This is a genomic window from Streptomyces sp. NPDC048197 (assembly GCF_043202395.1).
In the GTDB taxonomy this organism is placed as follows: Bacteria; Actinomycetota; Actinomycetes; order Streptomycetales; family Streptomycetaceae; genus Streptomyces; species Streptomyces siderophoricus.
The window spans coordinates 76607-102366 of the sequence record NZ_JBIDAJ010000019.1; the positions used below are offsets into that span (position 1 = coordinate 76607).

The following is a 25760-nucleotide window of genomic DNA, read 5'->3' on the forward strand; positions in this document are numbered from 1 at the left end:
GCTCGCTGCGCACCAGGCGCTGCAATCCGCATCGCGCAAGGGTCCGACGGACAGCGTCATGAAGGGACGGTGGCGTGGCCGTAGGCATAGCGGAGGTACGCCACGATCATGGCCCGTCGATCCCTCGTGGCCACGGCTACGGTGGGGCGGGGCGTACCCAATGCCTTGGCTTCAGCCTGGGGGCAGTTGGGGGCTGAGCGGGTGCGGCGTCGGTGTCTTGCGGTGTTCTCCGGCTGTGCGGCCGGTTTGCTGGGCGGGGATCTGGCGGACGCATTCGATGAGGTAGTCGCCGGTGTCCGGGGCGAGGGTGACGCCGTGGGTCTCGCTGCGAAAGCCGGGGAAGCGCCGGTCGAAGGATTCCAGAGCGGTCAGGTAGCGCAGCAGCGGGCCGTCAGGGGCCCCGGTGTTTTCGCCGGGCATCAGGACGGGGATGCCCGGCGGGGTGACAGTGACCATGGCGGCGGCCACCCGGTCGGCCGCGTCGGCCAGCCTTACCCGCTCGGTGCCGCCGCGAATGAGGCGCTGGTAGCAGTGCTGGGGCGGGGTGACGGGCTCGGGCAGGTCCTGGAAGGCGGTGTCGAGCAGCTCGACCAGGCGGGCATCGCGCAGGTGGTGGTGCATCTCCTGGCACAGTTCGCGCAGGGTCTGGCCGGTGTAGCGGTGGGGGTGGGCGGCGACCAGCTCGGGCAGCACCCGCTCCAGAGGCGTGTTGTGGTCGTAGAGCGTTTTGAAGTCCATCAGGGCGTCCATCAGGGTTCCCCACTTGCCCTTGGTGATCCCCATGGAGAAGAGGATGAGCGTGGTGTAGCTGTCGGTCTTCTCCACCACGATGTTCCTGGTGGCCAGGTAGGCGGTGAGGACGCGGGCGGGGATGCCCCACTGGGACATCTGTCCGGTGGCGTCGATGCCGGGGCAGGTGAGGGTGACCTTGATGGGGTCGAGCAGGCAGTAGCCCTCGGTCAGGCCGGTGAAACCGTGCCAGTCGGCGTCGGGCGCCAGTTGCCAGCAGGACGGTTCGGTGCGCAGCAGTTCGGGCGGTGCGTCGGCGAAGGGCAGACGCTCGCCGGTGGCCGGGTCGGTCACGGTCTCGGGTTGCCAGACGCCGAAGAACCAGTCGGGCCGGTCGCCGGCGGCGGCGATGCGCCGGGCGACGCGTACGACCGTCTGGCGGAAGCGGATGGCTTCGGTCACCGCTTCGTCGATGAGGCAGCGGCCCTGGGGGCCGTCCATCATCGCGGTGGCCACGTCGAGGGAGGCGATCATCGGATACAGCGGTGAGGTGGTGCCGTGCATCATGAACACCTCGTTGAACCGGTCGTGCTCCACCGGCGCCCGGGGTGCGGGTTTGATGTGCACCATGGCGCTCTGTGACAGGGCGGCCAGCAGCTTGTGGGTGGATTGGGTGGCGAAGACGGTGGGGCGTTCGGGGCCGGGGAAGGTGTCGGGGCCCACCGCCATGCCGTAGCGGCCGGCGTACAAGGGGTGGAAGCGGGCGTAGGCGAACCAGGCTTCGTCGAAGTGGAGCCGGGGGGTACTGGGTGCGAGGGCCTGGGCGACCTGGAGAGTGTCGTAGCACAGGCCGTCGTAGGTGGAGTTCGTCAGCACCGCGTACTGGGCCTCGGGCGAGACGGCGCCCTGGGTGAGGGGGTTTCGGCTGGTCCGGGAGGCAACCGACGGTGCCTGGATCTCGGCGGGCGGCAGGGGGCCTGCCAGTCCGTAGCCGTTGCGGGTGGGGACCAGGTAGACCGGCCGGGCTCCGGAGAGGACCAGGCCGTGCAGGACCGACTTGTGGCAGTTGCGGTCCACCAGGGCGATCTCGTCCTGGGTGACGCTGAAGTGACCCACCATCCGGTCGCACGTGGAATCACCGTGGAGTACGAAGTAGGTGCGGTCGGCGCCGAAGACGCGGGCGGCGTTGCGTTCCGCCGCACCGACCGGGCCGGTGTGTTCGAAGAGGGAACCGAGTTCCTCGACGGAGATCGACAGGTCGCTGCGCAGCAGCCGTTCTCCGAAGTAGTCGTGGAAGGCCCGGCCGACGGGGGACTTGAGGAAGGCGACACCGCCGGAGTGGGCAGGGGTGTGCCAGGAGTACTCGTGCGCGTGGTCGAAGCGGCGCAGTGCCTTGAAGAACGGTGGCAGCAGGTTGTGCTGATAACCGCGGGCGGCGCTGGCGATGCGGCCGGCGATGAAGGGTGCGGTGTCCTCCAGCGGCCAGATGTAGCCGATCACCGTTTCGGCCACCCACAGGGGCAGGTGTTCGAGGTCTTCGCCCGCCGTGACCAGGAAGACGGGGAGATTCTGGAAGCGCCCGGCGGCGTGGCGCAGTACCTCGGCGCCGCCTGTTTCACCGCCGTCTCCGGTGGCCCGGGGAAGGTCCCAGTCGACCACGGCGACGGCCATGCCTGCCTCGGTGCGCAGCACCGCCTGGGCATCGTCAGCTGTCGTGGCCCAGCGCACGTCGAAACCTCGGGCCTCCAACTCGTCGCGGATTCTGCGCAGTTGCTCGGCGGCGGCGCCTTGGCTCTCCGGCAACTCGTGTACCGCGAACAGAACCGTCCCGTCGGTCATAGTGGCCCCTCTGTTCTGCGCGTGTCGACGCATGGTCTGCTGATGCGTGCCCTGCCTGCTGGCCGAGAGACAACCGGAAGATCACCGGCAGCGGCTCGTTGACCGGTCGAAACCACTCCCATGAGGGAGATGGGAAATCACGTCCCTGACCGCGCCATGTGAACGCATGTGGCAGCGAAGTCCGGTGGGTCCGCCGGCTGTCGAGCGCTACGAATCCGCGGCAGGCCGACTGAGCCGGGGGCGAACCGGTGACAGTCGGCTGGTCGACTTGCCGACGTCCCGTCCACTGCTGCACCGGTAGCTGAGCCGTCTTCCTCTTCCTCATCGCGGCTTGCCGATGCTGGAGCAGCTCGACACCCTCGACGGGGAGGTCGTACCCGTACTGCAGAGGGAGTTCGCGTCACGGCGACCCGGCAGAGTGCCGGACGGCCCGACCTCACCCGGCGGTCGTGGCCCATCGTGCGTCGAACCGGCCTACTGCCGGCTCGACGCCGTAGCGGGGTCGCGCAGTGCATACGGACATCGTGCTACGGCGAGGGCTGCGCCGGGTTCGAAGGATGAACACCGCGAGGCAGCGGAACTCGCCTCCTTAGCCTTCCCGTTGCCGCTAGGAGTGGTTTGCATTTCGCTTGGCGTGCGCTGCTACTGGTCAGTGCTCTCGAGCTCGCAGGCGGCGCAGCATGCGGGGGTTCTCGAAGCCGACCGCACGGGCGGCGGCATCGACCGTGGCGCCGTGGCTGATGAGGTGCTCGGCGCGTTCTAGACGGAGGGTTTGCTGATAGCGCAGTGGGGTGAGGCCAGGAAGGGTGGCCCGTCCCCACGGCCGGGCCACCCCTTCGGGGCTTGTAGCTGTCAGGCGGGCTGCGCGGCGGGCGCCAGGGCAGGGGCCTGATGGGCCTTGCTGGTCTCGCGGAGGGTCAGCAGGCCGGTGGTCGCGATCAGCGCAGAGGTCTGGCCGTGGATGCCGAACGCGGCGGCGATTGAGCCGTGATGGGCCAAGACGTTGATCATGTCGCCGAACGGGGCGACGGCCTCCATCAGCAGAACCCAGCCCAGGGCGCGGCGGTGGCCCGTCACCAGCAGGATGCCGATGACCAGGCCCATCGAGAATTCGCGGGTGCCCTTCATGATGAGGAAGCCATCGCCGTTGCCGGCGGGCCAGTTCGGTAGGCCAACGCCTTGAGTGGACACCTCCGGGGCCAGGATGAAGGACAGCCCGAGGTAGAGGACGAACAGGGCGCAGGCAGTGGCCAGGACGGTGTTGACGTTCTTCAGTGACATGGTGCTTCTCCTTCGATGTTCAGCCCGGGACGGGTCAGGGTTCAGCGGCGGCCGTAGCCGGGCGGCCGCTGACGTGCGAGATGACGGGCACTGGCGTGACTGATCGCGCATCGCCGCATCGCCCGCGATCACGAACTCGATCCCGCCACCACCAGCGCAGCCGTGTCCCCTGGGCCGCCGTCGGCCTCACGACCCTGTGCTGCCCAGGGGGGAGGATCTCCATGGGATGTCCGTCGGGGTCGTGGAACCAGGTGCCCCTGCGGTCTTCGGTGCGCTTACTGCGAAAGATCTGTCCGGTCTCTCGGCATGCGGGATCGTCGTAGTGGGTGATTCCACCGTGCTGGAGGCGGGCGAGTGCGGCGTCCAACTCCCGTTCGCCGGCCATGAACGCGTAGTGGTGCGGCTCAAAGACGTCCATCTGGTCGTAGTCCAGGCTGACCTTGTTGGCCGGCGTGACCGGCGTGAAGTGCGCCACCGGCGGATCGACAGTCAGGCCGAGGGCTTCCGCCAGGAACTGCGCCGAGGCTTGCGGGTCACGGGTGGGGGCGATGGCGTGCTTCAGTTCCACAGTCATGGGGACTTCATGTCAGGGACGGGCTGCGCGTGGTGGGTTGGTTGGCGGTCTTGGCGACCCCGCGACATGGCGGGGGTGGGTGGATACCCAGGGGAGGGCATGGCTTCTCCGGCCGCCTCCCCTGGCTACAGCTGCCGCGTCATACGTCGATCTGCTCGAAGATGTGCGGGTACGACACGATGTCGTCGGGGAACTCGGCCGCCATGCGCTGGAACTCCGGGCTGCCCAACGCTGTCGCGAGCGCTTCGGTCGACTCCCAGACCGCGACGTTCATCAGGAGTTGACTGTCCGCCGTCCCCTTGTGCATTTGCAGGGAGACGAATCCCGGCTGAGCCTTCATGAACTCGGCCTGCCGCCGGAAGAGAAGCAGGAACGACGCGTACCTCTCCTTCGGGACGACGAAGGTGTTGGCCAGGACGATGGGCCCGGTCTTCTCCTGGAACTGCGCGAACATCGGCGTGCTCGGGTCGAGGCTCTGGAGCTTGGCCATTTCGGTACGTCCTCTCGCTATCGGTTGTCCACTCAGAGACATCGCGATCTAGACAACACGCTTGGCACCACTCGGCGTCAACGCGTGTTGGCAACGTGTGTTGGCAAACGTAGGGGTGCGATCCTGGACTGTCAACAGCCGTTGGCCTACATTTGTAGGCATGACCGGCACCACGGAGAACCAGCAGGCCGTACGGCGTTCCGACGCAACACGCGCAGCGATCCTCACCGCGGCCCGCGAGCGGTTCGCGGCGGACGGCTACGAGAAGGCGACCATCCGGGCCATCGCGCGCGACGCGAAGATCGACCCGTCGATGGTGATGCGCTACTACGACAGCAAGGCGGGCCTGTTCGCAGCTGCCGTCGCGATCGACCCCGGACTACCCGACCTGCCCGTCGAACCGCGCGAGGCGATCGGCCGTACGCTGGTGAGCCACTTCCTCACCCTGTGGGAGGGGAACGGGGAGCTCACCGCACTGATGCGGGTCGCAGCCACCGACCTGGCCGCCGCCGATCGCATGCAGAGCGTGCTGCGCGAGCAGTTGATCCCGTTGGCCCGCCAGGTGGGCCCCGATCCGGAGCAGGCGCCGGCACGGGCGGCACTGTGCGCCTCGACCGTGCTGGGGCTCGCACTGACGCGCTACGTGCTGCGGTTCCCGGCGAGCGTGGCGCTGGACCGCGACGAGATCGTGGACTGGCTCGGGCCCACGGTCCAGCGGTATCTCACCGCACCCACGCCCTGAAGAACGCGTCGAAGGGCACCCACCGCGCCCTCGGTCACGGCGGGTGCCCTCAAAGGGAAAGCTGAAAGGATCAGCCCTCCTTCTGCGGCTTGCGGGACTTGTCGCCGAGCATCATGACGCCGGCGGGCACGCAGCCGGAGGCCTACACGGCGCAGCCGCAGATCGCCGGGCCCCGCATCCCAGACGGGCGCCCGCCCCGGGAACTGCGATGGTCGTCGTTCACGACCCGACACACGCCTAACGCCGCGTCATTCGCCGGTGCCCTCGTCGTCCTCGTCGAGGTGGACGGTCCCGGCGCAACGTGGGAGCGGCAGACTTGAGTTGGTCGCTATCGATATTGCGGCCGCCCTCCAGCCATGCCCGATTCCCCATGGATCAGCGTGGCCCAGCTGCGACGGGCAGCCGACCCTCCTCCACGAGAGCACGGGCCTCATGGCGATCATGTCGACGCCGACGCTCAGTACGAACAGACTTGGCCCGGCGAAGTCAACGGGGCTCCGTCGTCGTTCAGCTGGTCGCCCGAGGTGACAGAGACGGTGATGCCGCGGGTGGCAGCGAGGCCAAGGCGTTGGTTTGAACGCACGGACCTGAGCCTCAGGGTCCGCGCCATCCCGCTGTCCCGTGCTGACGGAAAGCTCTGGAGGTGCCGTTCCAGATCTTTGCCACGTCGAAGTTACCGGTCGGCAACCTCTTGACGTCATTCTCGTGGGCGGGCGAAACTGCCGCCCACCGGTCGACATTGTCGAACAGGGAACGCGAGTTGGGGCAGCGTCGCCCCGATGGGCCATGCCTGGGTGGAGTCGACGAACAATCGGCGCTGCCTGTACGAGCGGCCTCTGGACATCGAGCACCCGCAGTCCCCGCACCGTATTGAGCCGCTCCAGGAGCACACACCGTGACCGACGCGAATACCGCCGGCCCGTTCACCGCCGCAACCGACCAGGGCACCGCCTACCTCGTCCCGGCCTTCTCCGGCCTGTTCGCCCCCTACTGGCGCTCCGACGCCCGCGGCATGATCACCGGCTTGACCCGCTACGTCACCAAGGGGCATATCGCCCGCGCGGGGCTCGAAGCCACCGCGTGGCAGACCCGCGAGATCGTCGACGCGATGCACAAGGACTCCGGCGTCGCCCTGATCGCACTGAAGGTTGACGGCGGAATGACCTCCAACAACCTGCTGATGCAGACCATTTCCGATGTTCTCGACGCGCCGGTGGTGCGCCCGATGGTCACCGAGACCACCTGCCTCGGCGCTGCCTACGCGGCCGGCCTGGCCGTCGGCTTCTGGCCGGACACCGACACACTGCGCGCCAACTGGCACCGCGCCGCCGAATGGACCCCCCGCGTGGACGCGGACACCCGCAACCGCGAACACGAGCACTGGTCCAAGGCAGTCGGGCGAGCCACTGGCTGGATCGACGAGGAGCACCGGAAGGTATGAGTTCTGCTGTCCCGGCTGCGGCAGCGCTCGCGACTGCCCGGCGCCGCTGTTGGCCGTCCCGCACGAGCTGCGGGCCGTCGGCACGTGGCGGCTGCCTTGTGGGGAGCAGGACGGCATCGACCGCCGCAGCACGGCACTCACCGTCGCACCCCACGAAACCCTCGACCTGTCCCGCCTCCCACGGGCCTGCCGCACTCCCACCGCCATGAGGACCTGATGACACATCACATAACGGAGGCGGTGTCCTGGTGCATTACCGCGGTCACACTCCCCGCGCTGCCGCTGCTGATACGCCAGCACCGAATCACCGCCACTCTGCGCCGTCACCTGACGAGCCGCGATGCCGGCCTGCTCGCCCGTGAGGAGGAGGTCCGGCACCTCGTAGAGGCTCGGCTGCCCGCTCTGGCCGAGGCATCGCTCGATACGGCGCGTACCGCGCCCGCGCCCGTACCGGGACCGCTCGACCCGGGACTGGCCGGAGCGACGTACGGAAGGAACCTACAGAGGATCACCGAGCAGTTCACCGAGGTGATGCAGGCCGCACAGGCCCGGGCGGACACGTCGGCGAAAGCGGCACTGAAGGCGGCGATGCGCGCCCTGCAGGCCCTGGCCAATGAGCAGCAGCTGGCGATCTCAGACATGCAGGACCGGCACGACGACCCGGACGTGCTCCAGGACCTCCTGGAGATCGACCACGCCAACGCGCAGTTCGGCCGGAGGGCGCAGGCCATCACCGTGCTCTGCGGCTCCTGGATCGGACGGCAGCGGGCCGCGTCACCGGTGCTCGACGTCGTACGCGGTGCGACGTCGAGGATCCGGGACTACCGACGCGTACAGGTCCACTCGCGGGTCGACATGGACGTGGCGAGCCGAGCTGTCGAGCCCGTCGTCCTCGCGGTCGCCGAGCTGCTGGACAACGCGGCGCGGCACTCCCAACCCAACACCACTGTCGAAGTCGGCATTCAGCCCGCCCACAACGGCGTCAGCATCGTCGTCGACGACGCCGGCGTCGGCATGGACGCACGAGAGGCCGAGGAAGCCGCGCGGCGCCTGTCCGGCCACGAGGAAATCGACATCAACCGGCTCGGCGTGCCACCGCAGTTCGGGTTCGCCGTCATCGGCATGCTCGCCGCCCGGTACGGATTCAGCGTCTCGGTCAATACCCAGTCCCCGTACGGCGGTGTGCGGGCCGTGCTCTTCCTCCCCAACGCGCTCCTGAACCGGGTGCGTTTCATGGGCCCGCCGATCCCCACGCAGGGTTCTGAGCGGCCGCCCGCTCCGGAACCCGCCTCCCCCCCGACGCCCGAGGCCGAAGCGGTCGGGGACGCGGCAGCCCAGCCGGGTCCGGGCAAAGCGACTGCCCGGCCGTCCGTGGAATCGTCACCCCTCCCCGAAGCGGAGGCGGCGCCGTCGACCACCGCGGGAGGCCTGCCCAAGCGCCGTCGCCGCACACCGCAGCACCAGGCGGCCGGCGATCCCGCGGCGCCGACCGGCTCCGATCCCGCGCTGGTCCGCCCCGCCGCCGAGGCCGCCTCACGCATGAGCGCGTTCGCCCGCGGCACCCGCTTTGGCCGCGACGCCTCTCCCGACAGCGAAGGGAATGCCCAGGAATGAACGGCCATACGGCAAACGAGCTCGGCTGGATGCTCGACGAGGTCCTGAAGGTCCCGAAAGCCCGCCACGCGATCCTGCTTTCCGCGGACGGCATGCTCCGCGCCCACTCCCAGGGCATCGAGCGCGACGAGGCCGACCGGCAGGCGGCGGCGTTGTCCGGACTGCAGTCCATCAGTCGTAGCACCGCCGAGTTCTGCGCACGGGAGACCTCCCCGTGGCAGCAGACCCTGGTCGAGTTCGTCGACGGGTACGTCTTCCTGGTGGCCGCCGGAGCCGGCGCCTATCTGGCCGTCTCAGCGGGGCAGGAAGTCGACATGGAAGCCGTCACCTACAGCATGCACAAGCTGGTCGACCGGCTCGGCAAGGAGCTGACCAGCCCGCCGCGGCTGAACTACGCACCCGGCTCGCCAGACGGCTCCGGTACGGCATGACCCCGGCTCGCCCCGGACGCGAGAGAGGACTCGTACGGCCGTACGTCGTCACGCAGGGCCGCGCCCATCCGACGCGCAACACACTGGACATGGCGACGCTGGTGATGGCTGTGCACGACCGTCCCCTCAACGGTCTGAGCCCGGAGAAGCGGCGGGTCATGGAACTGTGCCGAGGTGGAGCCCTGTCGGTCGCCGAAGTGGCCGGGCACCTCTGCCTGGCGGTGAGCGTCACCAAGGTGCTGCTCAGCGACCTCATCGACAGCGGCCACGTCCTCGCCCGGCCGCCCGTCCCCAAGGCCCAACTGCCCGACGCCCGACTCCTGCAGGAGGTACTGGATGGGCTCCGCTCCCGCTTCTGACCCGGTCTACGTCGCGGACACGGTCACGACCACGGTCAAGATCCTCGTCGTCGGCCACTTCGCCGTCGGCAAGACCACGTTCGTCGGCACCCTCTCCGAGATCCGGCCGCTGCGCACCGAAGAAACGATGACACAGGCCGGCGAACTCGTCGACGACCTTACGGGGACCCCCGACAAGACCACGACGACCGTGGCCATGGACTTCGGCCGCCTCACACTCAGTGAGTCCCTGGTGCTCTATCTCTTCGGCGCCCCCGAACAGAAACGCTTCACCCAGCTGTGGAGGGACATGCTGCAAGGAGCGCTCGGCGCACTGGTGCTGACGGACACCCGAAGGCTCGACCAGTCCTTCGACGTCATGGATCTGCTGGAAGAGCACGGCATGCCGTACGCGGTCGCCGTCAACCAGTTCGACGGCGCCCCGGTCCACCCCGAGACGGAGATCCGCGAGGCGCTCGACCTGCTCCCCGAAACTCCCCTGATCACCTGCGACGCGCGGGAAGCCGCGTCGTCCTCCAGAGCACTGATCTCGCTCGTCGAATACCTCCGGACCCGCACCCCTCAGGAGCACGGATGACGACCCCCCGCCCCACGCGCGCGGTAGCTCCTCCCGGCTGCCCGGCGAACGCCGTTGCGCCCGCGGTCGAGCGGCTGTACGGCCCGGAGTTCGCCGCTGACCCCATGGCCTCGTACACCCGACTGCGCGCCCACGGCTCCGCCGCTCCCGTGGAGATAGCCCCCGGCGTACGTGCCTGGCTGGTCACCCGCTACGAGAGCGCTCTGGAGGTGCTGCGCAGTCCGGAGCGCTTCTCCAAGGACCCGCGCCGATGGCGGGCTCTCGCCGACGGGACGGTGCCGGCGGACAGCCCGGTCGTGCCGATGATGATGTACCGACCGAACGCCCTGTGGACCGACGGGAACGAGCACAGCCGGTTGCGCGGCGCCATCACCGACAGCCTCGACCGCGTGGACCCAGGCGCGCTCCGGGGTTACGTGGAACACAGCGCCGACATCCTCATCGACCGGTTCGGAGGCAGGGGGCGGGCGGATCTGCTGGGCGAGTACGGCGCCGTCCTGCCCCTGCTGGTCTTCAACCAGCTGTTCGGCTGCCCGCACGGCACCGGGAACAAGCTGGTCGAGGGCATATCCGGGATCTTCGACGCCGATGCCGACTCCGAGAAGGCGAACGCCGTGCTGACCGAGGGCGTCACCGAGCTGGTCGCACTCAAGCGGAGACAGCCGGGGCCGGACGTGACGTCCTGGCTCATGGCCCATCCAGCGAGGCTCACCGACGAGGAGATGAGGCACCAACTCGTGGTTCTCATGGGCGCGGGCACCGAGCCCCAGCAGAACCTGATCTGCAACGGGCTGCGACTGCTGCTGTGCGACGACCGGTTCGCCGGTGATCTCGCAGGCGGCAGCATGCCCGTCGAGGACGCCATCGACGAGGTGCTGTGGACCGACCCGCCAATCGCCAACTACGCCATTCACTATCCGATCCAGGACGTCGAGCTCGACGGAACCCTCCTCCCCGAGGGCGAGCCCGTTCTGATCAGCCTGGCCGCCGCGAACACCGACCCCGCCCTCACCGGCGACCACCGGGCCGGCAACCGCGCGCACCTGGCCTGGAGCGCGGGACCGCACACCTGCCCGGCGAAGGGCCCCGCCCGCCTGATCGCCACGATCGCGTTGGAAAAGCTCCTCGACCGGCTCCCCGACATCGAACTGGACCTCCCCGTCGAGCAGTTGGAGTGGCGGCAGGGACCCTTCCACCGTGCCCTCGCCGCCCTGCCCGTGCGCTTCCCGCCGATCAGCTCCGCCGACCGCCCTTCTCGACGCGACGAAGGGAACACGAACCCGGCTCTGCCGTCATCGATCCCTCAGGCACCGACATCCCCGGCCAGGCAACCGGAATCCGCGGACACGGACCGGCAGCTCCGGTGGAGCGCCCTGACACGGTGGTGGCATGGGCAATAAGCCACCGCCCGCGCTCATGCGGCGGCTGAACCGGTCACCGGCTGGAGGAGTCCGGCTTCCGCGACCCCGGCGGCATGCCTGCGTATCTCTTCCGGCGCCTCGTAGATGCGGGCGGGCGGTCCCGGGCCGCCCTGGTGTCGAGAAATCCGGGTGGTTTTTTTCGTGCGGCTGATCACGCTCACCGAGGACTTCTACGGGCTGAGCGAGCGGGACGTCGAACTCGCCCGCAGATCCCGGCCGTGGCACGCCACCCTCAGAATCCCGGCGGACCGTCCGCCGTGCCGACCGTCCAGGTCACCGTCGATGCCCTTGCCGGCCCGGATGTGGTGCGGTTCTGACGTGCGCTGCTCGGCTATGCCGATCGGGCGAACGGCCCTGAGGACCTGACCGATCCACAGGGACCGACCAGCAGTCGGCGGCGCAGCGAGTCTTTGTGGGGCACACTTGGCCTGTCTCACGACACCATCCATGCGAAGGTGGGCGGCCCGTCGGTCCTGGGCCCAGCAGATACCCCGACCGACGGGTGGTGCCAAGCCCCTCAGGCCGTCACGGTGAGCGAGCCGTTTGCCCCAGGTCGGCGGAGCGCCAGCAAACGGGGACAGCTTCAGCCAGTCGCGGTCGACGGTCGGGGCCGGCCACGAAGTGGCAGCGAACTCGCGGATCTGGGGACTGGCGGGGACGCCTTCCACGGGAACCTCGACAACGCCAGGGGCGCGACAGCAGCGGCATGTGCCGGCACGGGCTTGTGTGCAACATCCGTGGTCAGCGGCCCACCACATCGACAGAGTGCCTCAGCCTCTGCCACCCGCTCTCGTAGGCCGTCCGGCGCTCGGCAGATTCGCCAGCGAGGGACGGCCACAAAAGATCCGAGGGTCCCGGCGTGGCAGCCCGCGGACGATTGAGTGGAAGCCTCGACCTCGCCGAGGGAGGCTGTATCCATGCGGACACTCTTCCGCCCGAGGACACCTCTCTCAGCAGTGGGCGGTCACAGTCGGTTTCTCTTCAGACTCGCACAGTGCGTACCTTTCCTGATCGTACTGCTCGGGCTTGGCATCGAGCTCTCGCCCGCGCACGTCGTGTACACCGGCCCTCTCCTCATCGCCATGCCGGCACTGGCGTCCCTGACGATGGGCCCGAAGGGCACGCTCGCGGCAGCCGGTGGGGCTCTGATCGTGAGCGTGACGACCACGACCCTGCACCAGGCCTGGGGTGACCAGCAGATCTACAGCAACCTCCTGGCTCTGGTCGTGGTGTCCGCCGCCAGTGTCATGACCAGTAACGCTGTGCGCACGCGCAGGCAGAGCGAACTCGACCGGATCCATCGCATTGCCGCAGCAGCACAACGAGCCCTGCTCCGTCCCGTATCGGCCCGTCTGGACCAAGTGCAAGTCGCCAGCATGTACCTGGCCGCCGAGGCGGGGGCACAGATCGGCGGCGACTTGTACGAGGCCGTTTCCACGCGGTACGGGGTCCGGATGATCGTGGGGGATGTCCGAGGCAAGGGGCTGCCAGCCGTGCGCTCGGCAGCAGCCGTTTTGGGCGCATTCCGGGAAGCAGTGCACTACGAGAACGACCTGGTGGAGGTGATGAACCACTGCTCCGCAGCGCTTAATCGGGACTGCGCCGTGCCGACCGCGCTCGGCCAAGAAGAGGAGGCAGACATAGGGGAGGACTTCGTCACCGCGCTGGCGGCTCAGGTGGTGCACGGATCAGTGCTCCAGGTGGTCAATTGCGGGCACCCTCCTCCGCTGGTGCTGCGCCAGGGCAAGATCGAAGCGCTGCACCCTGCCTCACCACGGCCGCCCCTGGGCCTTGAAGACATCATGAACGGCTCTACCGCTGGGCCGGACAGCTATGTCTTCGCACCGGGTGACCGCCTCCTGCTGTATACCGATGGAGTGGTCGAAGCACGCAACATCGACAACGACTTCTTCCCTCTCCCCGAAGCGCTGGAAGCAGCTCCTGCCTGTACGCCCCCGGACTTCCTGGAGTGGCTGCATCAGGCGTTGGTCCGCCACACCCGGGGGCAGCTGACAGACGACGTGGCGGTACTCGTCATCGATCGATTCAGGGACGACGCGGAGTCCGAAGCGGCTGAAGACGCAATTGCTGCCGGACCTCCACCGTCAAGGTGATGCAGGGCAGTAGAAGAAAAGGTCCACCCCTGGACCAGATGTTCGCGGTATGCCTGAATGTGCAGGCATACCCGATCGATGACCGCTTCGTCGGAGCGAGCGGCAGAGGGAGCAGCCGGCTTCGTCGTCGGATCTGAGTGTGCCGTAAGGGTGCCCCGGCGCATCTGCCAGCCTCGTATCAGCAGGGGCGGGAGTGGTACGCCGGCACCTCTGGTGCGGGGCTCTGCATGTCGTGCAGCCGAGGGCGCTTCCTTGCCCCCTGGCTGCACGGCAGGATCACCCCATGGGGATTCTGGTCATGGGCGGGACTGGTTCCTGGGGAAGCCCATCGTGGAGGGCGCACTGTCGAGGGGGGAGGTGACCACCTTCAACCGAGGGCTCTCGGGCCGAGACGCGGCAGGCGTGGAAGCCGTGCACGGCGACCGCACGAGCCACTCCGACCTGGAGCTCCTTGCCCAGCACGGTACTTGGGATGCGGCGATCGACACCTCAAGCTCCGATCTCTCACCTCAGGACGTTCTGGCCGCCGCGACTGCCCTGCGTCCGGTCGTGCACCCCCGCACCGCTGGGTACACATCTCCACCCTGTCCGTGTACGAGGGTTGGCCTCACCAGCGGCTTGGTGACGACTCGTCGCTCCTCCAGTGCCCTGCGGACGCCGACGAATCGTATGGATACACCGGCGCCGACGGCTCGCCCACCCACTACGGATTTCAGAAGGCCGGCGGTGAGCGTGCCCTGGCCCAAGCCTTCGGCGAAGCCGCGGTGTTCCTTCGCCCGGGCGTCATCCTCGGTCCCGGTGAGTACGTGGGCCGGCTGCCCTGGTGGCTGGAGCGGGCCGAGCGGGGCGGGCGCATCCGCGCCCCGGCCCCCGCCTAACAGCGCATCCAGCCGGTCGACGTGCGCGACGTGGCCCGGTTCGCCCTCGACCAGGCCGCCGGCTCGGAGCACGGTGGTTTCAACGTCGCCCATCTGGAGGGCATCTCGTTCCGCGCCTTCCTGAATGCGTGCGTGGCCGAGACGGGCGGCGCCGGGGCTCCGGTCTGGGCCGATCCGGCGGTCCTGGTCGACCAGGGCGTGAAGCAGTGGACGGAACTGCCTCGACGTGATCGGCAAGCTGTGCTTCGAGCCCTACCCTCGCCGTCGCCCAGGTCGTCGCCGATGTGCGGGCCATGGGCATCCGCGTCGCCGCCCGCGGCTCGGGCGCCGGCTCCATGGTCAACCACAGCCTCTTCATAGCGACAGCGAACCCTCTTGATCACCACCTCCTCTTCGAGCGCTTCATGTCCCTTCGACGCACCTCGCAGCCAGACATCGACATCGATGTCGAATCCGCGCGCCGGCTGAAGGTCTACGACAAGATCTTCGAACGCTACGGGACCGAGCGCGTGGCCGTCACCGGCATGCCCGAGACCTACCGCGCCCGCCACGCGCTGCGCTTCCCTGTCAAGTTGTGCGTGTCGACCCCGAGGGGATCGGCCGTGGTCCTTTCGAGGACGGCAGTTGGTCATACTGCACGGACTGCATCGAGGAGGCCACCGCTTCCGTCGGAGCCGCAGGAGCGCGAAACGGCTGGCACTTTCCTCAGGCGGCTCTGTGCCGCGGCTGGCTCGACGAGGGCACGTCGAGGTCATCGTGTGGGACAGCAGCACCACACTGCCGTCGGTCCTGGCGGCCGACCCGAACAACACGGCCTGGAGATCGTGATGGCCATCTGCCAGAGCTTCGCCGTCCACCGGGGGCCGGTGGGCAAGCGCATCACCGCAGCGATCTAGCTCTAAAACTGACGGAGGTTGTTGACAGATGGGTCTCTGATTCCTAGGAGACCTGCATGACCGAACGGGAACTGCAACGGCGTGCTCGGCATCGGCTGGCGGTGCTGCGGCACGTTGAGGAAGTCAGCGGCAGTGTGGCGGCGACTTGCCGCTATTACGGGATCAGCCGTCAGTGCTACTACCGGTGGCAGCGGCGGTACGAGGCCGAAGGCCTGGAAGGGCTTAAGGACCGCTCCAGCGCCCCGCACCACATGCCCACCGCCACGGGGCCGACGTCGTGGAGAAAATCTTGTGGCTGCGTCGTCAGTACCACTTCGGACCAGTCAAGATCGCCATGTACCTGCAGCGCTACCACGACGTGGCCATCAGCACCTCCGGCGTCTGGCGGATACTGAAAAAGGTCGGGCTGAACCGGCTGCCGGCCTCGCAGCGCTACAAGCGCCACACCACCCGCTGGAAGCGCTACGAGAAGCAGCGCCCCGGCCACCAGCTGCAGGTCGACGTCAAGTTCATCGAGCCGCTCGGCCAAAGCGGCCGCAAGAAGCGCTACTACCAGTACACCGCGATCGACGACTGCACCAGGCTGCGCATCCTGCGCGCCTACCCCCGCAACGACCAGAAGACCGCCGTCCAGTTCATCGACTACGTGCTGGCCAAGCTCCCCTTCGCCATCGAGCAGGTCCAGACCGACAACGGTCAGGAATTCGGCCAGTCCTTCCACTGGCACCTGCTCGACAAGGGCATCGGCCACATCCGCATCAAGCCGCGTACCCCACGGCTGAACGGCAAAGTCGAACGATCCCACCGCATCGACTCCGAGGAGTTCTATCGCCTGTTGGAGGGACAGGTCATCGACGACGTCAACCTCTTCAACATCAAGCTGCAGGAGTGGGAGGACTACTACAACTACCATCGCCCCCACGGAGCCCTCACCGGCCAGACTCCCTACGAACGCCTACGCCAGAAAGCCCAAGACCCACTGTCATAGGCGTCCGTCAGTCGCACATCTAGCTGGCCAACGACCCAGGCGGAGCCCCTGCCGACACCCACCTGACCCACGCTGCAGTCGGTCAGGGTGGTGTGGGCGGTGCCACGCTGGCCACTCGCTCCGAGCAGGGTTGGGACCAGCAGCCCCTTGTCGCCCTTCGCCGCCGCGGCGGCGAAGGGCCTTTTGCAGGAGCGATCGGTGTCGGATCACCTGCTGCTTCGGGCCAGTCAGGCGGTCAGGGCCTCGCCGAGGCCGTGGCATCGTCGGTGAAGAGTTCGTAGCGGCCGTGATCTGCAGCAAACGGGCGGGCTGGGGTTGCAGCCCGGTGACGGCGAGGCGGCCGCCTTCGGCGTGCAGGCGGCGGCGCAGCAGCACCAGTAGGTTCAGGCCGCTGGAGTCCATGAGGCCACGCCCGAAAGGTCCAAGTACAGGGTCTTGCTGCCCAGCGGGATGACGGCCGCGGCCTGGGCCAGTTCAGGACAGGTCTGCAGGTCTATCTCATCGGTCGGGGCTGGGTATATACGAGAACGAGTGCGGCAATGATGTGCAGACCGGATTCGCTGTTCGCCGACCGCGGCTACGGCGACGGCTCCGGCCAAGGTGCCTTGCACCCGGTACTGGGTTCTCGCTTGGCAGTGACGTGCGGATCGGGCCATGCCCACGGCTTGGCCAACGTTCCCTTGTCCTCCAGGCCGTAGCGCTCGTATTCCTCCGCGACCGCTGGCCGTAGCTTAGCCAGATACTCAAGGGCGAGGCTGTATCCGCTGTCAGCGATAGTGCAGTACAGCCGTTCGGCTTCCTTCAGGTCCCCTGCCGCCTCTCGCATCTGCGCAAGTTCCATCACGCCGTTGAGGTCCCCGCTGTCGGCGGCGGCGCGGGCGAGTCGTTCAGCCTCCTCCCGGTTCCCGACCTTCCGTATCAGGGCCAGAAGCACCAGGGCCGAGGTGTTTCCGTCGTGGGCGGCAGCGCGGGCGAGCCGCTCGGCTTCCTCCCGGTCCCCCGTCTCCTCTCGTAGCCGGACCAGAGACAGCACAGTGGAGGTGTTACCGCTGTCGGCGGCGGCGCGGTACAGCCGTTCGGCTTCTTCCCGATCCCCGGCCTTCTCCCGCATCTGGCCCAGATACACCATGGCCGAGGTGTCTCCGCTGTCGGCGGCGGCGCGGTACAGCCGTTCGGCTTCCTCCCTGTCCTCGGACGCCTCCCGCGTCCGCGCCAGTGACAGCAGGGCGGAAGGGTCTCCGCCGTCGGCGGCGGCGGCGGCGCGGGCGAGCCGTTCGGCTTCCTCCCAGTTCCCACTCTCCTCCCGCCACCGCACCAACTGCAGCAGAGCGTCGGTGTCTCCCCTGTCGGCTGCGGCGCGGTACAGCCGTTCGGCTTCCTCCCGGCGCCCCAGGCCTCCTCTCTCAACCGCGCCAGCGCCAGGAACTTCAGCGCCGAAGTGCTGCCGCTGTCGGCGGTAGCGTGGGCGAGCCGCTCGGCTTCCTCCCGGTCCCCGGCCCGCTCGCGTATCTCTGCCAGCGTCACCAGGGCAACCATGCCTCCGCCGTCGGCGGCGACGCGGTACAGCCGAACCCTTCGCCTCGGTGGCGTCGGCCCCCTCGTCGAACTGCCAGGTGGCGCGCTCGGGCTGCCCGGCCTTGACCAGGAACTGATAAGTGCGGATCTCGCTGCCGTTGCCGGCCGTATCGAAGGCCTGGGCGGTCACGAAGTTCAGTCCGGGCTTCTCCGGCAGGACAGCAATGGACGGGCTGAGGCTGAGCACCTGCGCCGAAATGGAGGACCACTGCCCCCAGGGCCTCTTGGAGCTGATGGCCAACTCCATGGCCGCAGGCGCGCTCATGGGCGGCGGTGAGGGACCCGGCGCTCGCATGGGTCTCCGCGGAGGTCGCGGCGGACCGTGCCACAGCTTCCTACCCGCCACCGAAGTTGCCCTCGCCGACGGCCAAAAGAAGAAAATCGAAGACGTCAAGACCGGCGACCAGGTCATAGCCACCGACCCTGCCACCGGCAAGACCACCACCCGCCCCGTCGTCGCCACCATCGTCACCAAGGACGACAAACACTTCACCGACCTCACAGTCAAAACCCCCACCGGCGACTCCAGCATCATCGCCACCGACACCCACCCCTTCTGGTCCGCCGACAAGAAGAAATGGATCAATGCCGGCGACCTTCGCCCAGGAACCCAACTCCGCACGCCCCAGGGCACAATCGCCGAGATCATCGCAGTCCGACACTTCCACAAGAAGCAGCAGACACACGATCTGACCCTCGCAGGCACCCACACGTACTATGTACTGGCAGGAGCCACACCAGTACTCGTACACAACTGCAACAGAGCTGGTTTGGATTTCACTGATGCTGAGAGACAGAAGGTTTACGACGCCAACTCCGCTAAAAATGGCGGCGAGTACCAGTGTGACTACTGTGGACAGACGGTGGAACGTCGCGCATCGCGAGATGCCAATGGAAACGCCATCAAAGGGAGGCCCGACGATGCCCAGATCGATCACGTAGAGCCGAGGGCCAGTGGTGGGCATGGTGGCGCCCACAACGGCGCAGTTGCCTGCCGTCGGTGCAACAGAGATAAGTCCACGAAAACCATGGAAGATTGGGATGATGAGCTCAGAGACTTCCTCGGGCCTTAGCGGCGGTGAGTCGGTGCCGGCCGGTAAGCCTGAGAAGCTGTACAAGGTCGCCTTCGACCTCCCCGACGATACTGCCGATTGGGCCCAGGCCTCTACGGAGCGGCTTTGGACTGGGAAAACCTCCGTACAGATGGAGGTCCAGATTCGGAATACTCCCTTCTACGTGAAGGGGATCTCCTTCGGAGACATTGTGCGAGTCAGAGCTGATCACGAGCGCAGAGAATTCGTGTTCGAGGAGTTCGTGTCAGAGGCCGGGCATTCAACGGTTCGCATCATTGTCAAGGATGACGACGCGAGGGACATGGTTGACACCATGCTTCGCAGCTTTGAGTGTTCCTGGGAGATTGATACGACAGGGAGCTTGTGGGCAATCGATGTGCCGCCGCACGTTGACTATGCCTCCATGAGATATGCCCTCCTTCGCGTTGCCAATGAAGGGAAAATCGGCATCGAAGAGGCTGCTCTTGCGAGGGCCCATCGCGATGGGCTCGGATTGCCGGAGCCTAATGGTTAATTGAGCTCGCGAGAATCCCCGCTGGATTTCGTTCCAGCGGGGGGAGGGATTCTGCGGTTTTGGACGACAACGGTGAGGGCAACGTCAGCGGACGACGGCTGTGGCGGGTGGGGCGTTGGGGTCGTCGCCGGTGGGGAAGCGGCGGTCGTGGAAGCGGATCAGGCGGAGCTGCGCGCGCTGGAGGAACCGACGGAAGGGGCGGGTGAGGTTGGTGGCGTCGAGAGAGCCTCCGGCGGAGTAGCGACGACGAGGCCTGGGTGGCCAGCCGGTTCCAGGCGTCCCAGGAGTGTGTCTGCACTACCCGCTGCCGCAGCGGCGGGAGGTCTCCCGGCCGCCCGCGTCGTAGGCGAAAGGCAGCTGACCGAACGGGTTGGTGAGGCTGATCGGCTGGTTGTTGGCATCGTGGGTCCATGTCGAGAACAGGCCCGTGGGAGTCGTGCGGCTGGTGCGACGACCCATTCCCGCGCCCGCGCCTTCGGTCAGCACTCACACTTCGACCAAGAAGCAATCGAGACAGCCATCGTCCCCCTCCCCCAGCGGCATCCAACACCCGCTGTCGGCCATAGAGACGGCCGGACTCCCTCCAGCCGCCGCCTCCGCATGACAGAGGCCGTACGGCACCGCACCCCCTCCCGCAGCCACCACCGCTCCGCATCCAGCGGATAGACATGCCTCGGAATGGGGAGAGACCAGGCGGCGCAGCCACAAGGAGGGAAGCTGGTATGGGGGCGGTGCTGTTGGCGGCGTTGGCCGCGGTCGCGGTCGCAGTCGTCGTCGCGGGGCTCGTGCGCGCCGGACGACGCGAGGCCCGGGCCGAGAAGAGGCGACTGGCCGAGGACGCACAGCTCCAAGCCCGCCGCTCCCTGGCTGCGGTGTGGGCGATGGACGACCGCGCCTTCGAGGAGTACATCGCCGAGCTGTGCCGCCGCGACCGCTGTACCAAGGTGGAGCGCGTGGGTGGCTCGGGCGACCTCGGGGCCGACGTGATCGGCTACCTGCCGGACGGCAGGAAAATCGTCGTGCAGTGCAAACGCTTCGCCAAGCACCGCTCGGTCGGCAGCCGCGACATCCAGACGTTCAACGGCACCGCCCGCGCCGAACACAGCGCCGATGTGCCGGTGTTCGTGGCGTCGTGCGTCTTCACCCGTCCGGCCCGGGAGTTCGCCGCGCGGCACGATCTGTGCCTGATCGATGTCGACCTGCTCGGCTTCTGGAACAGCGGTACCACCCTCAGCTCCCTGGTGGAACTGGACATCGGTCGGTCTGGCAACAACCGCAAGCTGAGCCCCGACCCCGACTGACAAGGACACCCACCGTGCAGGAGACCGAGCCCCGCTTACACGCGTGGCGCATCGAAGAGCGGGAGTACCGGCGCCAGGAGCAACGGCGCGGCCGCCGCTTCGCCTATCCCCACCTCACACCCGCCCGCACTGCGCTGGTCGTCGTCGACATGGTGCCGTTCTTCGTCGACGCCAACCCACACGCGCGTGGCATCGTCCCGAACATCCAGCGGCTCGCCGACCGGCTGCGTGCGGCCGGCGGGACGGTCGCCTGGGTGCTGCCCGCGCGCACCGAACGCACCCCGGTCAGCGACGAGTTCCACGGCCCCGAGGCGGCCGAGATGTTCCGTAACTCCGGCGGTAACGGGCCGCTGCCTGGCCGGCTGTGGCCGTGGCCTCGCCACCCGCCCCGGCGACGTCTTCGTGGAGAAGGGCGTACCGAGCGCCTTCTTCCCGGGCCGCTGCTCGCTCCCGGACATCCTCGAAGAGCACCGCATCGACACCGTCCTGATCACCGGCACGGTCACCCAGGTGTGCTGTGAGTCCTCGGCCCGCGACGCATCCACGCTTGGGTACCGGGTGGTCATGGTGGCCGACGCCAACGCGACAGGTCGCGATCAGGACCACAACGCCACGCTCGCCACGATCTACCGCTCCTTCGGTGACGTGCGCCCCACGGCAGAGGTCCTCGCCATGATCGAGGCAGCGCAGTAAGACCACCGCCTGCGTCTCAGAGCTCGGCAAGCAGGTGTTCCTGCGAGGGAGGCGATCGTGAGATAGCTCTCCGAACCGGTCACGGGGCGCTCGCGCCACCTTGCATGGCACTTCGGTGCCTCCCAGGTCCTGGATCAGGTACGGAGCCTGTTGGCGGCGTGGTTTGCGCCCTGATCGCCTGGCATTTCACGGGTGGCTCGAGTGGCTCGGGTGGGGCGTTGGGCTCCTCGGTGGGCGCAGCTCGGGCTTTGGCGGGGCGACCGGCGAGGTGGTCGTTGTTCAGGACAGGCCGCCCGGCTCCACATGGTTCCGGCGGGGGTGATGGCGAGGTGGGACAGGCAGGCCTCGCCGTGTTCGATGGCCGGGAACAGGCAAGCCGGTCCCGCCGAGGGGTGACTCGTCCGGCCGGCCTCAGCCCACCGCCTTCTTCACGAGCTCGCTGATGCGCTGTTCGTCGGCTGCGGTCAGCTGCTTCAGGGCGAAGGCGGTCGGCCACATGGCACCGTCGTCGAGTGCCGCCTGGTCGCTGAAGCCGAGCGTGGCGTACCTCGACTTGAACTTCTGCGCGCTCTGGAAGTGGCAGAGCACCTTGCCGTCCTTGGCGTAGGCGGGCATCCCGTACCAGAGCTTGGGCGTGAGGCTGGGAGCGGCGGTGGTGATGATGTCGTGGATCCGCTCGGCCAGGACGCGGTCGGCTTCCGGCATCTCGGCGATCTTCGCGAGCACGTCCCGCTCCGCTGCCGCCTCCTTCTCCTTCCTCGACGCACCGCGCCGCGCGGCCGCCTTCTTCTGCTCCTGCGCGTGGTCCTTCATCGCGGCGCGCTCTTCGGCGGTGAATCCGTTGTACTGCTCGGCGGTCGTGGCGGAGGTCTGGGTGGACGACTTCGTGGACTGCATGGCGGGGTTCCTCTCGTACGGGGTGGGTGGGGTGGGACGGGGCGGTAGTGCCAAGAGCTGCCGAATCAGGACGGCGTAGGGATGAGCGAGGCGGATGCGAGGGACATGGTGGATGAGGTGGGCATAGCGGATGCGGTCGGCATGACGGATGCGGTGGAAGCCGTGATTGTTTCGATGGCCATCACGTTGGAAGCTGCTTGGCGATCGGGGCTTCTCGTTTCCTGACGGGTGTTGTCCTTTGCTTCGCCACACGGGTAGGTGTCACCGCGACTGTCATCGCAGAGGTCGCATCGTGGGCTGCGCGGACTGCGTGGGTTGCGTCCACAGTGTCGGCATGGCGGGCCGCCTACATCGCCTGGCACCGGAATGCCCCCGGCGGCATACCGACCAGCTCGGTGAAGCGGGAGATGAACGTGCCCAGCGACGCGCAGCCGACCGCGAAGCAGACCTCGGTGACGTCAAGGTCGCCCCGCCGCAGCAGCGCCTTCGCTTCCTCGATGCGACGCGTCAGCAGGTACGCGTAGGGCGACTGACCATAGGCGGCCCGGAATTGCCGGGTGAGGTGGCCGGCGGACATGTTCACCTCGCGGGCAAGCGCCTCCACGTTCAACGGCTGCGCGTATTGCCCATCGATCCGGTCGCGGACACGGCGCAGTCGCGTCAGATCAGCCAGGCGCTGCGCTTGGACGCGCGCACGCCCCCACTCGGGCAGGCACATGAGACAACTCCCCCCCTTTCTTCTATCGTTCGTCGTTCGTGGTTCGTGTTCGTGTTCGTGTTCGTGGTTCGTGTTCGTGGTTCGTGTTCGTGGTTCGTCGACGTCTGCGAGCATCTGGGTGCTTACCGATCAGCGCAGCTCCTGGTTGCCGCAGGGTCGCGCAAGGCGCAGTCGCGGATGCCGTACGGCTGCTGCACGACCTCGCTATCTCTGGCCTGCGCCTGCTCGGACGTGGCGTGGAGGTCTGCGGTGCGCGGTGCCGCAGTGGTCAGTGTGATGTAGCCGTAGGCGCCCTTGGCCAACGTCCGGTGGCACCGCAAGAATCGACGGGTCGGGCTGACTGGCCGGGCCGAGGCTGATCAGCGCCATCTGCCTGCCCGAGGTCGTTTGCGGGCTTCGAAGCCGAGGACGTCGCGATGGAAGGCGAACGAGGCATCCGGGGCGTCGGGTGGGAGAGAACTCGTGTGAAGGGAAATGTCCATGACCAGAAGGTTAGAGGCGGCTGTGTGACCGTGCTTCTTGATTCCTGATCGCTCTGGAAACGCTCGAACCGTCACCGGCAGGTGAGCGCGGAGGCGCTTGTTTCCCGCGCATGCGCCGACGTCCCGTCAGCCCGTCAGCCCGTCAGCCGTCCACGGAGAGAGGGAGGAGGGAGGAGCCTAGGTTGGCCGGCTCTCGTCGTCGGGGTGAGCAGGTGGGGTGGCTCCGTCCCGGGACCGCCCTATCGTGGTGCCGGGAAAAGCTGTCGCAGCGGCGTTGTGTCTGCCTGCTGGCCGGGCCTCGCAGCGGGCGGTTGATCACTACACGGTCGTCGACGGATTCCGTTGGGTCCTCGAGGTCTGTCTGCGGCTCATGCTGGCGGCTCGGGGCGCTGGTGTGGGCGATGAGTGCCTGACGGCCGATTGCCGGGGGCCTTCTGCACAAACAGAGAGCCTCCCCCGCTCGTGTGCCACAAGGTTGCACGAGGGTTTCCCGATGCTTGCACGGTGGTTGCCTGCCGGCCGGGCTCACCCCGCAGCGAGCGCCCCGTCCACAGCCGCAAGCTCAGCCTCAGCTCGTCGGGCCGTGGATGCGGCGGTGGGTCAACGCCCACCAGACCTCCGCCAGGTCGGCCGGATCGCGCAGGCTGGTTCCGGTGATCTCTTCGAAGCGCCGGAGCCGGTTGCGCAGCGTGTTGGCGTGGACGTACAGGGCGCGCGCGGCGGCCTCCAGCCGCATGCCCTGCCGTAGGTAGGCGGCGACGGCCTCCTCCAACTGGGCGCCGTCCTCGCCCCGTTCGGTCAGCGGCGCCAGACGCAGCCGGACGAGCTGTTCGCCCACGTCCGGCAGCGCCACGACCGTGGCCCGCAGCCCCAGTTCCTCGTGGGTGAACACCCCCACCAGCCCGGAGCCGACCGCTGCGCGCAGGGCCTGGGTGGCCCGGACGAACTCCGGGGCGAGTCTGGACGCGGGCGCAGGTGCCCCCAGTCCCACCACCAGGGTGCGGCACAGTCCCTCGGGACGCGCCGCCAGCAGCCCCGCCACCTCCCCGTCCATCGTCGTGACCAGGGGTCTGCCCGAGGTGTCCCGGGCGAGCCAGGGGCGCAACAGATCGAGGGTGCGGGCCAGGGTGCCGTCGGCGGAGTCGGGGTGCCCGGGTGCGCTCGGAGCGGGGCCGGGGGTCGGGGGGCAGGCCGGGCCGTCGGGCCCGGAAGGGGCAGGCAGTCGGGCCCGGAACGCAAGGTGGAGTGCGTTGCGGTCGAAGGCGCCGTCCAGCTCCCCGCCCAACTCTCCGTACGGCGCTCCGTCCTGCGATCGGCCGTCGGTGCCGGTGTCGGCCCACCGGGTCTCGCCGAGCAGCAGCGCGCGGACCAGTGCCGCCCGCCGGCGGTCGGTCATCGTTCTTCGCTGAAGGTCGGTCCGGCAACTGCGGACGATGCGCAAGGTGGTCGCCGCTGTCCAGGCGCGGAGGGTCTCGGCTATCGGCAGGAGGTCTTCGGCGGTGCCTTGCCGGGCTGCCATCTCCTCGCTGAACCGCCGCCAGACGATGTCCGAGCCGATCCGGTAGGCCGAGATGATGTCCTCGACGGGCACAGAGCGCGCCAGGGCCGTCACTTCGGCGAGGTGCCCGGCCGGAAGGTCGTACGCCGGGAGGTCATGCGCCGGGAGGTTGGAACCCGGGAGGTCATGCGCCCGGAGGTTGGAACCCGGGAGGTGGGAGCCCGGAAGATCATACGCCGGGAGGTCGTGGGCCGGACCGCTGCCGTGTACCGCGCCCTGGAGTGGCCGGTGCCTCTGGCCGGACCAGTGCTGCACCAGAGCCAGGCCGTTGCGCAGCGAGACCGTCACCCGTGGCCGGAGCTGGTCGGGCGAGAGTGCCGCGTAGGAGGGGAGTTGGGCCCGCAGGGCGTGGATGACCTCGTTGGTCAGGGCGTCGATTGCGGCATGCAGTGCGGCAACGGCCCTGGGCACCCTTGTGGAAGTCTCCACCCGTCCCCTCCCGACTCGATGTATTTCCCCATGGCGAAAGCGATCATTCGTCGCCATGCTACGAGGAAGCCGCCCGAACCCCTACAGACGTTCGATCTGGGGACGACCTCTGTGCCGTCGTCAGGATCCGTCGGGGACCGGTAGGC

25 protein-coding genes and 5 pseudogenes are annotated in these 25760 nt (G+C 68.1%); 16 read left to right on the forward strand and 14 right to left on the reverse strand.

The window, feature by feature from the left end:
* Positions 1 to 171 precede the first annotated feature (171 nt).
* The 5 genes and pseudogenes from ACGF4C_RS24250 to ACGF4C_RS24270 form a co-directional block, all read right to left on the reverse strand.
* A complete protein-coding gene (locus ACGF4C_RS24250) occupies positions 172 to 2568 on the reverse strand; it encodes an Orn/Lys/Arg decarboxylase N-terminal domain-containing protein (protein WP_393568911.1) in 2397 nt (798 codons plus the stop codon).
* Positions 2569 to 3217: 649 nt separating this feature from the next.
* Positions 3218 to 3388: pseudogene (locus ACGF4C_RS24255) on the reverse strand (helix-turn-helix domain-containing protein); the annotation flags it as partial.
* 32 nt (positions 3389 to 3420) lie between these two features.
* Positions 3421 to 3849, reverse strand: a complete 429-nt coding sequence (locus ACGF4C_RS24260; RefSeq protein WP_393568912.1) for a DUF4267 domain-containing protein — start codon at positions 3847 to 3849, stop codon at positions 3421 to 3423.
* 34 nt (positions 3850 to 3883) lie between these two features.
* Positions 3884 to 4423, reverse strand: a complete 540-nt coding sequence (locus ACGF4C_RS24265; RefSeq protein ID WP_393568913.1) for a hypothetical protein — start codon at positions 4421 to 4423, stop codon at positions 3884 to 3886.
* A gap of 139 nt (positions 4424 to 4562) precedes the next feature.
* Complete coding sequence (locus ACGF4C_RS24270; RefSeq protein WP_393568914.1) at positions 4563 to 4913, reverse strand: antibiotic biosynthesis monooxygenase family protein; 351 nt, start codon at positions 4911 to 4913, stop codon at positions 4563 to 4565.
* 160 nt (positions 4914 to 5073) lie between these two features.
* Here ACGF4C_RS24270 and ACGF4C_RS24275 point away from each other — a divergent pair, with 160 nt between their 5' ends.
* The 7 genes and pseudogenes from ACGF4C_RS24275 to ACGF4C_RS24305 all read left to right on the forward strand — a co-directional run bounded on the left by ACGF4C_RS24275 (position 5074) and on the right by ACGF4C_RS24305 (position 11477).
* On the forward strand, positions 5074 to 5655 hold the full coding sequence (locus tag ACGF4C_RS24275; protein WP_393568915.1) for a TetR family transcriptional regulator: 582 nt from the start codon (positions 5074 to 5076) through the stop codon (positions 5653 to 5655).
* A 937-nt stretch (positions 5656 to 6592) separates the two neighbouring features.
* Positions 6593 to 7096 (forward strand): annotated as a pseudogene (locus ACGF4C_RS24280) (FGGY-family carbohydrate kinase); the annotation flags it as partial.
* Positions 7097 to 7312: 216 nt separating this feature from the next.
* Complete coding sequence (locus ACGF4C_RS24285; RefSeq protein WP_393568916.1) at positions 7313 to 8710, forward strand: ATP-binding protein; 1398 nt, start codon at positions 7313 to 7315, stop codon at positions 8708 to 8710.
* A complete protein-coding gene (locus ACGF4C_RS24290) occupies positions 8707 to 9141 on the forward strand; it encodes a roadblock/LC7 domain-containing protein (RefSeq protein WP_393568917.1) in 435 nt (144 codons plus the stop codon). Before ACGF4C_RS24285 ends, ACGF4C_RS24290 begins: the two co-directional genes overlap by 4 nt.
* Positions 9138 to 9500, forward strand: a complete 363-nt coding sequence (locus tag ACGF4C_RS24295; protein WP_393568918.1) for a DUF742 domain-containing protein — start codon at positions 9138 to 9140, stop codon at positions 9498 to 9500. The genes ACGF4C_RS24290 and ACGF4C_RS24295 overlap by 4 nt, the downstream gene beginning before the upstream one ends.
* On the forward strand, positions 9478 to 10077 hold the full coding sequence (locus ACGF4C_RS24300) for an ATP/GTP-binding protein (protein ID WP_393568919.1): 600 nt from the start codon (positions 9478 to 9480) through the stop codon (positions 10075 to 10077). The genes ACGF4C_RS24295 and ACGF4C_RS24300 overlap by 23 nt, the downstream gene beginning before the upstream one ends.
* Complete coding sequence (locus tag ACGF4C_RS24305) at positions 10074 to 11477, forward strand: cytochrome P450 (RefSeq protein WP_393568920.1); 1404 nt, start codon at positions 10074 to 10076, stop codon at positions 11475 to 11477. Before ACGF4C_RS24300 ends, ACGF4C_RS24305 begins: the two co-directional genes overlap by 4 nt.
* A gap of 14 nt (positions 11478 to 11491) precedes the next feature.
* Here the strand turns inward: ACGF4C_RS24305 and ACGF4C_RS24310 are convergent, their stop codons facing one another.
* A complete protein-coding gene (locus ACGF4C_RS24310; protein WP_393568921.1) occupies positions 11492 to 11659 on the reverse strand; it encodes a hypothetical protein in 168 nt (55 codons plus the stop codon).
* 756 nt (positions 11660 to 12415) lie between these two features.
* On the opposite strand from ACGF4C_RS24310, the gene ACGF4C_RS24315 reads away from it, so the two are divergent.
* The 4 genes and pseudogenes from ACGF4C_RS24315 (at position 12416) to ACGF4C_RS24330 (ending at position 16374) form a co-directional block, all read left to right on the forward strand.
* Positions 12416 to 13612, forward strand: a complete 1197-nt coding sequence (locus ACGF4C_RS24315; protein WP_393568922.1) for a PP2C family protein-serine/threonine phosphatase — start codon at positions 12416 to 12418, stop codon at positions 13610 to 13612.
* A gap of 590 nt (positions 13613 to 14202) precedes the next feature.
* Positions 14203 to 14490: a hypothetical protein gene (locus tag ACGF4C_RS24320; RefSeq protein ID WP_393568923.1), complete on the forward strand. Its 288-nt coding sequence runs from the start codon at positions 14203 to 14205 to the stop codon at positions 14488 to 14490.
* Positions 14491 to 14710: 220 nt separating this feature from the next.
* Positions 14711 to 15050 (forward strand): annotated as a pseudogene (locus ACGF4C_RS24325) (DNA polymerase III subunit alpha); the annotation flags it as partial.
* 392 nt (positions 15051 to 15442) lie between these two features.
* Positions 15443 to 16374 (forward strand): annotated as a pseudogene (locus tag ACGF4C_RS24330) (IS481 family transposase).
* Here the strand turns inward: ACGF4C_RS24330 and ACGF4C_RS24335 are convergent.
* A complete protein-coding gene (locus tag ACGF4C_RS24335) occupies positions 16369 to 16776 on the reverse strand; it encodes an STAS domain-containing protein (RefSeq protein WP_393568924.1) in 408 nt (135 codons plus the stop codon). The pseudogene ACGF4C_RS24330 and the gene ACGF4C_RS24335 sit on opposite strands and share 6 nt — an antisense overlap.
* 175 nt (positions 16777 to 16951) lie before the next feature.
* Positions 16952 to 18196, reverse strand: a complete 1245-nt coding sequence (locus tag ACGF4C_RS24340; RefSeq protein ID WP_393568925.1) for a tetratricopeptide repeat protein — start codon at positions 18194 to 18196, stop codon at positions 16952 to 16954.
* Here ACGF4C_RS24340 and ACGF4C_RS24345 point away from each other — a divergent pair.
* Both ACGF4C_RS24345 and ACGF4C_RS24350 read left to right on the forward strand, forming a co-directional pair.
* The gene (locus tag ACGF4C_RS24345; protein WP_393568926.1) at positions 18183 to 19022 is read left to right on the forward strand and encodes a polymorphic toxin-type HINT domain-containing protein; all 840 of its coding nucleotides are present in this window, start codon (positions 18183 to 18185) and stop codon (positions 19020 to 19022) included. The genes ACGF4C_RS24340 and ACGF4C_RS24345 overlap by 14 nt on opposite strands.
* Complete coding sequence (locus ACGF4C_RS24350; RefSeq protein ID WP_393568927.1) at positions 18994 to 19536, forward strand: DUF4265 domain-containing protein; 543 nt, start codon at positions 18994 to 18996, stop codon at positions 19534 to 19536. Before ACGF4C_RS24345 ends, ACGF4C_RS24350 begins: the two co-directional genes overlap by 29 nt.
* A 297-nt stretch (positions 19537 to 19833) precedes the next feature.
* On the opposite strand, the gene ACGF4C_RS24355 is transcribed toward ACGF4C_RS24350, so the two are convergent.
* Positions 19834 to 19995 carry a hypothetical protein gene (locus ACGF4C_RS24355; RefSeq protein WP_393568928.1) on the reverse strand — a complete coding sequence of 54 codons (162 nt, stop codon included), beginning with the start codon at positions 19993 to 19995 and terminating at the stop codon, positions 19834 to 19836.
* A gap of 263 nt (positions 19996 to 20258) precedes the next feature.
* On the opposite strand from ACGF4C_RS24355, the gene ACGF4C_RS24360 reads away from it, so the two are divergent.
* Positions 20259 to 20837 carry a restriction endonuclease gene (locus tag ACGF4C_RS24360; protein ID WP_393568929.1) on the forward strand — a complete coding sequence of 193 codons (579 nt, stop codon included), beginning with the start codon at positions 20259 to 20261 and terminating at the stop codon, positions 20835 to 20837.
* Between the two features lie 35 nt (positions 20838 to 20872).
* Here the strand turns inward: ACGF4C_RS24360 and ACGF4C_RS24365 are convergent, their stop codons facing one another.
* The gene (locus ACGF4C_RS24365; protein WP_393568930.1) at positions 20873 to 21139 is read right to left on the reverse strand and encodes a hypothetical protein; all 267 of its coding nucleotides are present in this window, start codon (positions 21137 to 21139) and stop codon (positions 20873 to 20875) included.
* A gap of 100 nt (positions 21140 to 21239) precedes the next feature.
* Here ACGF4C_RS24365 and ACGF4C_RS24370 point away from each other — a divergent pair, with 100 nt between their 5' ends.
* Positions 21240 to 21530 (forward strand): isochorismatase family protein, encoded by a 291-nt coding sequence (locus ACGF4C_RS24370; protein WP_393568931.1) that lies wholly within the window; start codon positions 21240 to 21242, stop codon positions 21528 to 21530.
* A gap of 411 nt (positions 21531 to 21941) precedes the next feature.
* On the opposite strand, the gene ACGF4C_RS24375 is transcribed toward ACGF4C_RS24370, so the two are convergent.
* Positions 21942 to 22427: an iron chaperone gene (locus ACGF4C_RS24375; protein WP_393568932.1), complete on the reverse strand. Its 486-nt coding sequence runs from the start codon at positions 22425 to 22427 to the stop codon at positions 21942 to 21944.
* Positions 22428 to 22508: 81 nt separating this feature from the next.
* On the opposite strand from ACGF4C_RS24375, the gene ACGF4C_RS24380 reads away from it, so the two are divergent.
* Positions 22509 to 22652: a hypothetical protein gene (locus ACGF4C_RS24380; RefSeq protein ID WP_393568933.1), complete on the forward strand. Its 144-nt coding sequence runs from the start codon at positions 22509 to 22511 to the stop codon at positions 22650 to 22652.
* A gap of 121 nt (positions 22653 to 22773) precedes the next feature.
* Here ACGF4C_RS24380 and ACGF4C_RS24385 read toward each other — a convergent pair whose 3' ends face one another.
* The 3 genes and pseudogenes from ACGF4C_RS24385 to ACGF4C_RS24395 form a co-directional block, all read right to left on the reverse strand.
* The gene (locus ACGF4C_RS24385) at positions 22774 to 23145 is read right to left on the reverse strand and encodes a helix-turn-helix transcriptional regulator (protein ID WP_393568934.1); all 372 of its coding nucleotides are present in this window, start codon (positions 23143 to 23145) and stop codon (positions 22774 to 22776) included.
* Positions 23146 to 23267: 122 nt separating this feature from the next.
* Positions 23268 to 23627, reverse strand: a pseudogene (locus tag ACGF4C_RS24390) (VOC family protein).
* Between the two features lie 568 nt (positions 23628 to 24195).
* Positions 24196 to 25614 (reverse strand): PucR family transcriptional regulator, encoded by a 1419-nt coding sequence (locus tag ACGF4C_RS24395; protein WP_393568935.1) that lies wholly within the window; start codon positions 25612 to 25614, stop codon positions 24196 to 24198.
* Positions 25615 to 25760: the final 146 nt, after the last annotated feature.

Excerpts from the sequence above, each read along its gene's own strand:
- ACGF4C_RS24250 (WP_393568911.1), bottom strand. The coding sequence starts at position 2,568 with ATGACCGACGGGACGGTTCTGTTCGCGGTACACGAGTTGCCGGAGAGC.
- ACGF4C_RS24260 (WP_393568912.1), bottom strand. The coding sequence starts at position 3,849 with ATGTCACTGAAGAACGTCAACACCGTCCTGGCCACTGCCTGCGCCCTG.
- ACGF4C_RS24265 (WP_393568913.1), bottom strand. The coding sequence starts at position 4,423 with ATGACTGTGGAACTGAAGCACGCCATCGCCCCCACCCGTGACCCGCAA.
- ACGF4C_RS24270 (WP_393568914.1), bottom strand. The coding sequence starts at position 4,913 with ATGGCCAAGCTCCAGAGCCTCGACCCGAGCACGCCGATGTTCGCGCAG.
- ACGF4C_RS24275 (WP_393568915.1), top strand. The coding sequence starts at position 5,074 with ATGACCGGCACCACGGAGAACCAGCAGGCCGTACGGCGTTCCGACGCA.
- ACGF4C_RS24285 (WP_393568916.1), top strand. The coding sequence starts at position 7,313 with ATGACACATCACATAACGGAGGCGGTGTCCTGGTGCATTACCGCGGTC.
- ACGF4C_RS24290 (WP_393568917.1), top strand. The coding sequence starts at position 8,707 with ATGAACGGCCATACGGCAAACGAGCTCGGCTGGATGCTCGACGAGGTC.
- ACGF4C_RS24295 (WP_393568918.1), top strand. The coding sequence starts at position 9,138 with ATGACCCCGGCTCGCCCCGGACGCGAGAGAGGACTCGTACGGCCGTAC.
- ACGF4C_RS24300 (WP_393568919.1), top strand. The coding sequence starts at position 9,478 with ATGGGCTCCGCTCCCGCTTCTGACCCGGTCTACGTCGCGGACACGGTC.
- ACGF4C_RS24305 (WP_393568920.1), top strand. The coding sequence starts at position 10,074 with ATGACGACCCCCCGCCCCACGCGCGCGGTAGCTCCTCCCGGCTGCCCG.
- ACGF4C_RS24315 (WP_393568922.1), top strand. The coding sequence starts at position 12,416 with ATGCGGACACTCTTCCGCCCGAGGACACCTCTCTCAGCAGTGGGCGGT.
- ACGF4C_RS24335 (WP_393568924.1), bottom strand. The coding sequence starts at position 16,776 with ATGGACTCCAGCGGCCTGAACCTACTGGTGCTGCTGCGCCGCCGCCTG.
- ACGF4C_RS24345 (WP_393568926.1), top strand. The coding sequence starts at position 18,183 with ATGGCCAACTCCATGGCCGCAGGCGCGCTCATGGGCGGCGGTGAGGGA.
- ACGF4C_RS24340 (WP_393568925.1), bottom strand. The coding sequence starts at position 18,196 with ATGGAGTTGGCCATCAGCTCCAAGAGGCCCTGGGGGCAGTGGTCCTCC.
- ACGF4C_RS24350 (WP_393568927.1), top strand. The coding sequence starts at position 18,994 with ATGAGCTCAGAGACTTCCTCGGGCCTTAGCGGCGGTGAGTCGGTGCCG.
- ACGF4C_RS24355 (WP_393568928.1), bottom strand. The coding sequence starts at position 19,995 with ATGGGTCGTCGCACCAGCCGCACGACTCCCACGGGCCTGTTCTCGACA.
- ACGF4C_RS24360 (WP_393568929.1), top strand. The coding sequence starts at position 20,259 with ATGGGGGCGGTGCTGTTGGCGGCGTTGGCCGCGGTCGCGGTCGCAGTC.
- ACGF4C_RS24375 (WP_393568932.1), bottom strand. The coding sequence starts at position 22,427 with ATGCAGTCCACGAAGTCGTCCACCCAGACCTCCGCCACGACCGCCGAG.
- ACGF4C_RS24380 (WP_393568933.1), top strand. The coding sequence starts at position 22,509 with ATGAGCGAGGCGGATGCGAGGGACATGGTGGATGAGGTGGGCATAGCG.
- ACGF4C_RS24385 (WP_393568934.1), bottom strand. The coding sequence starts at position 23,145 with ATGTGCCTGCCCGAGTGGGGGCGTGCGCGCGTCCAAGCGCAGCGCCTG.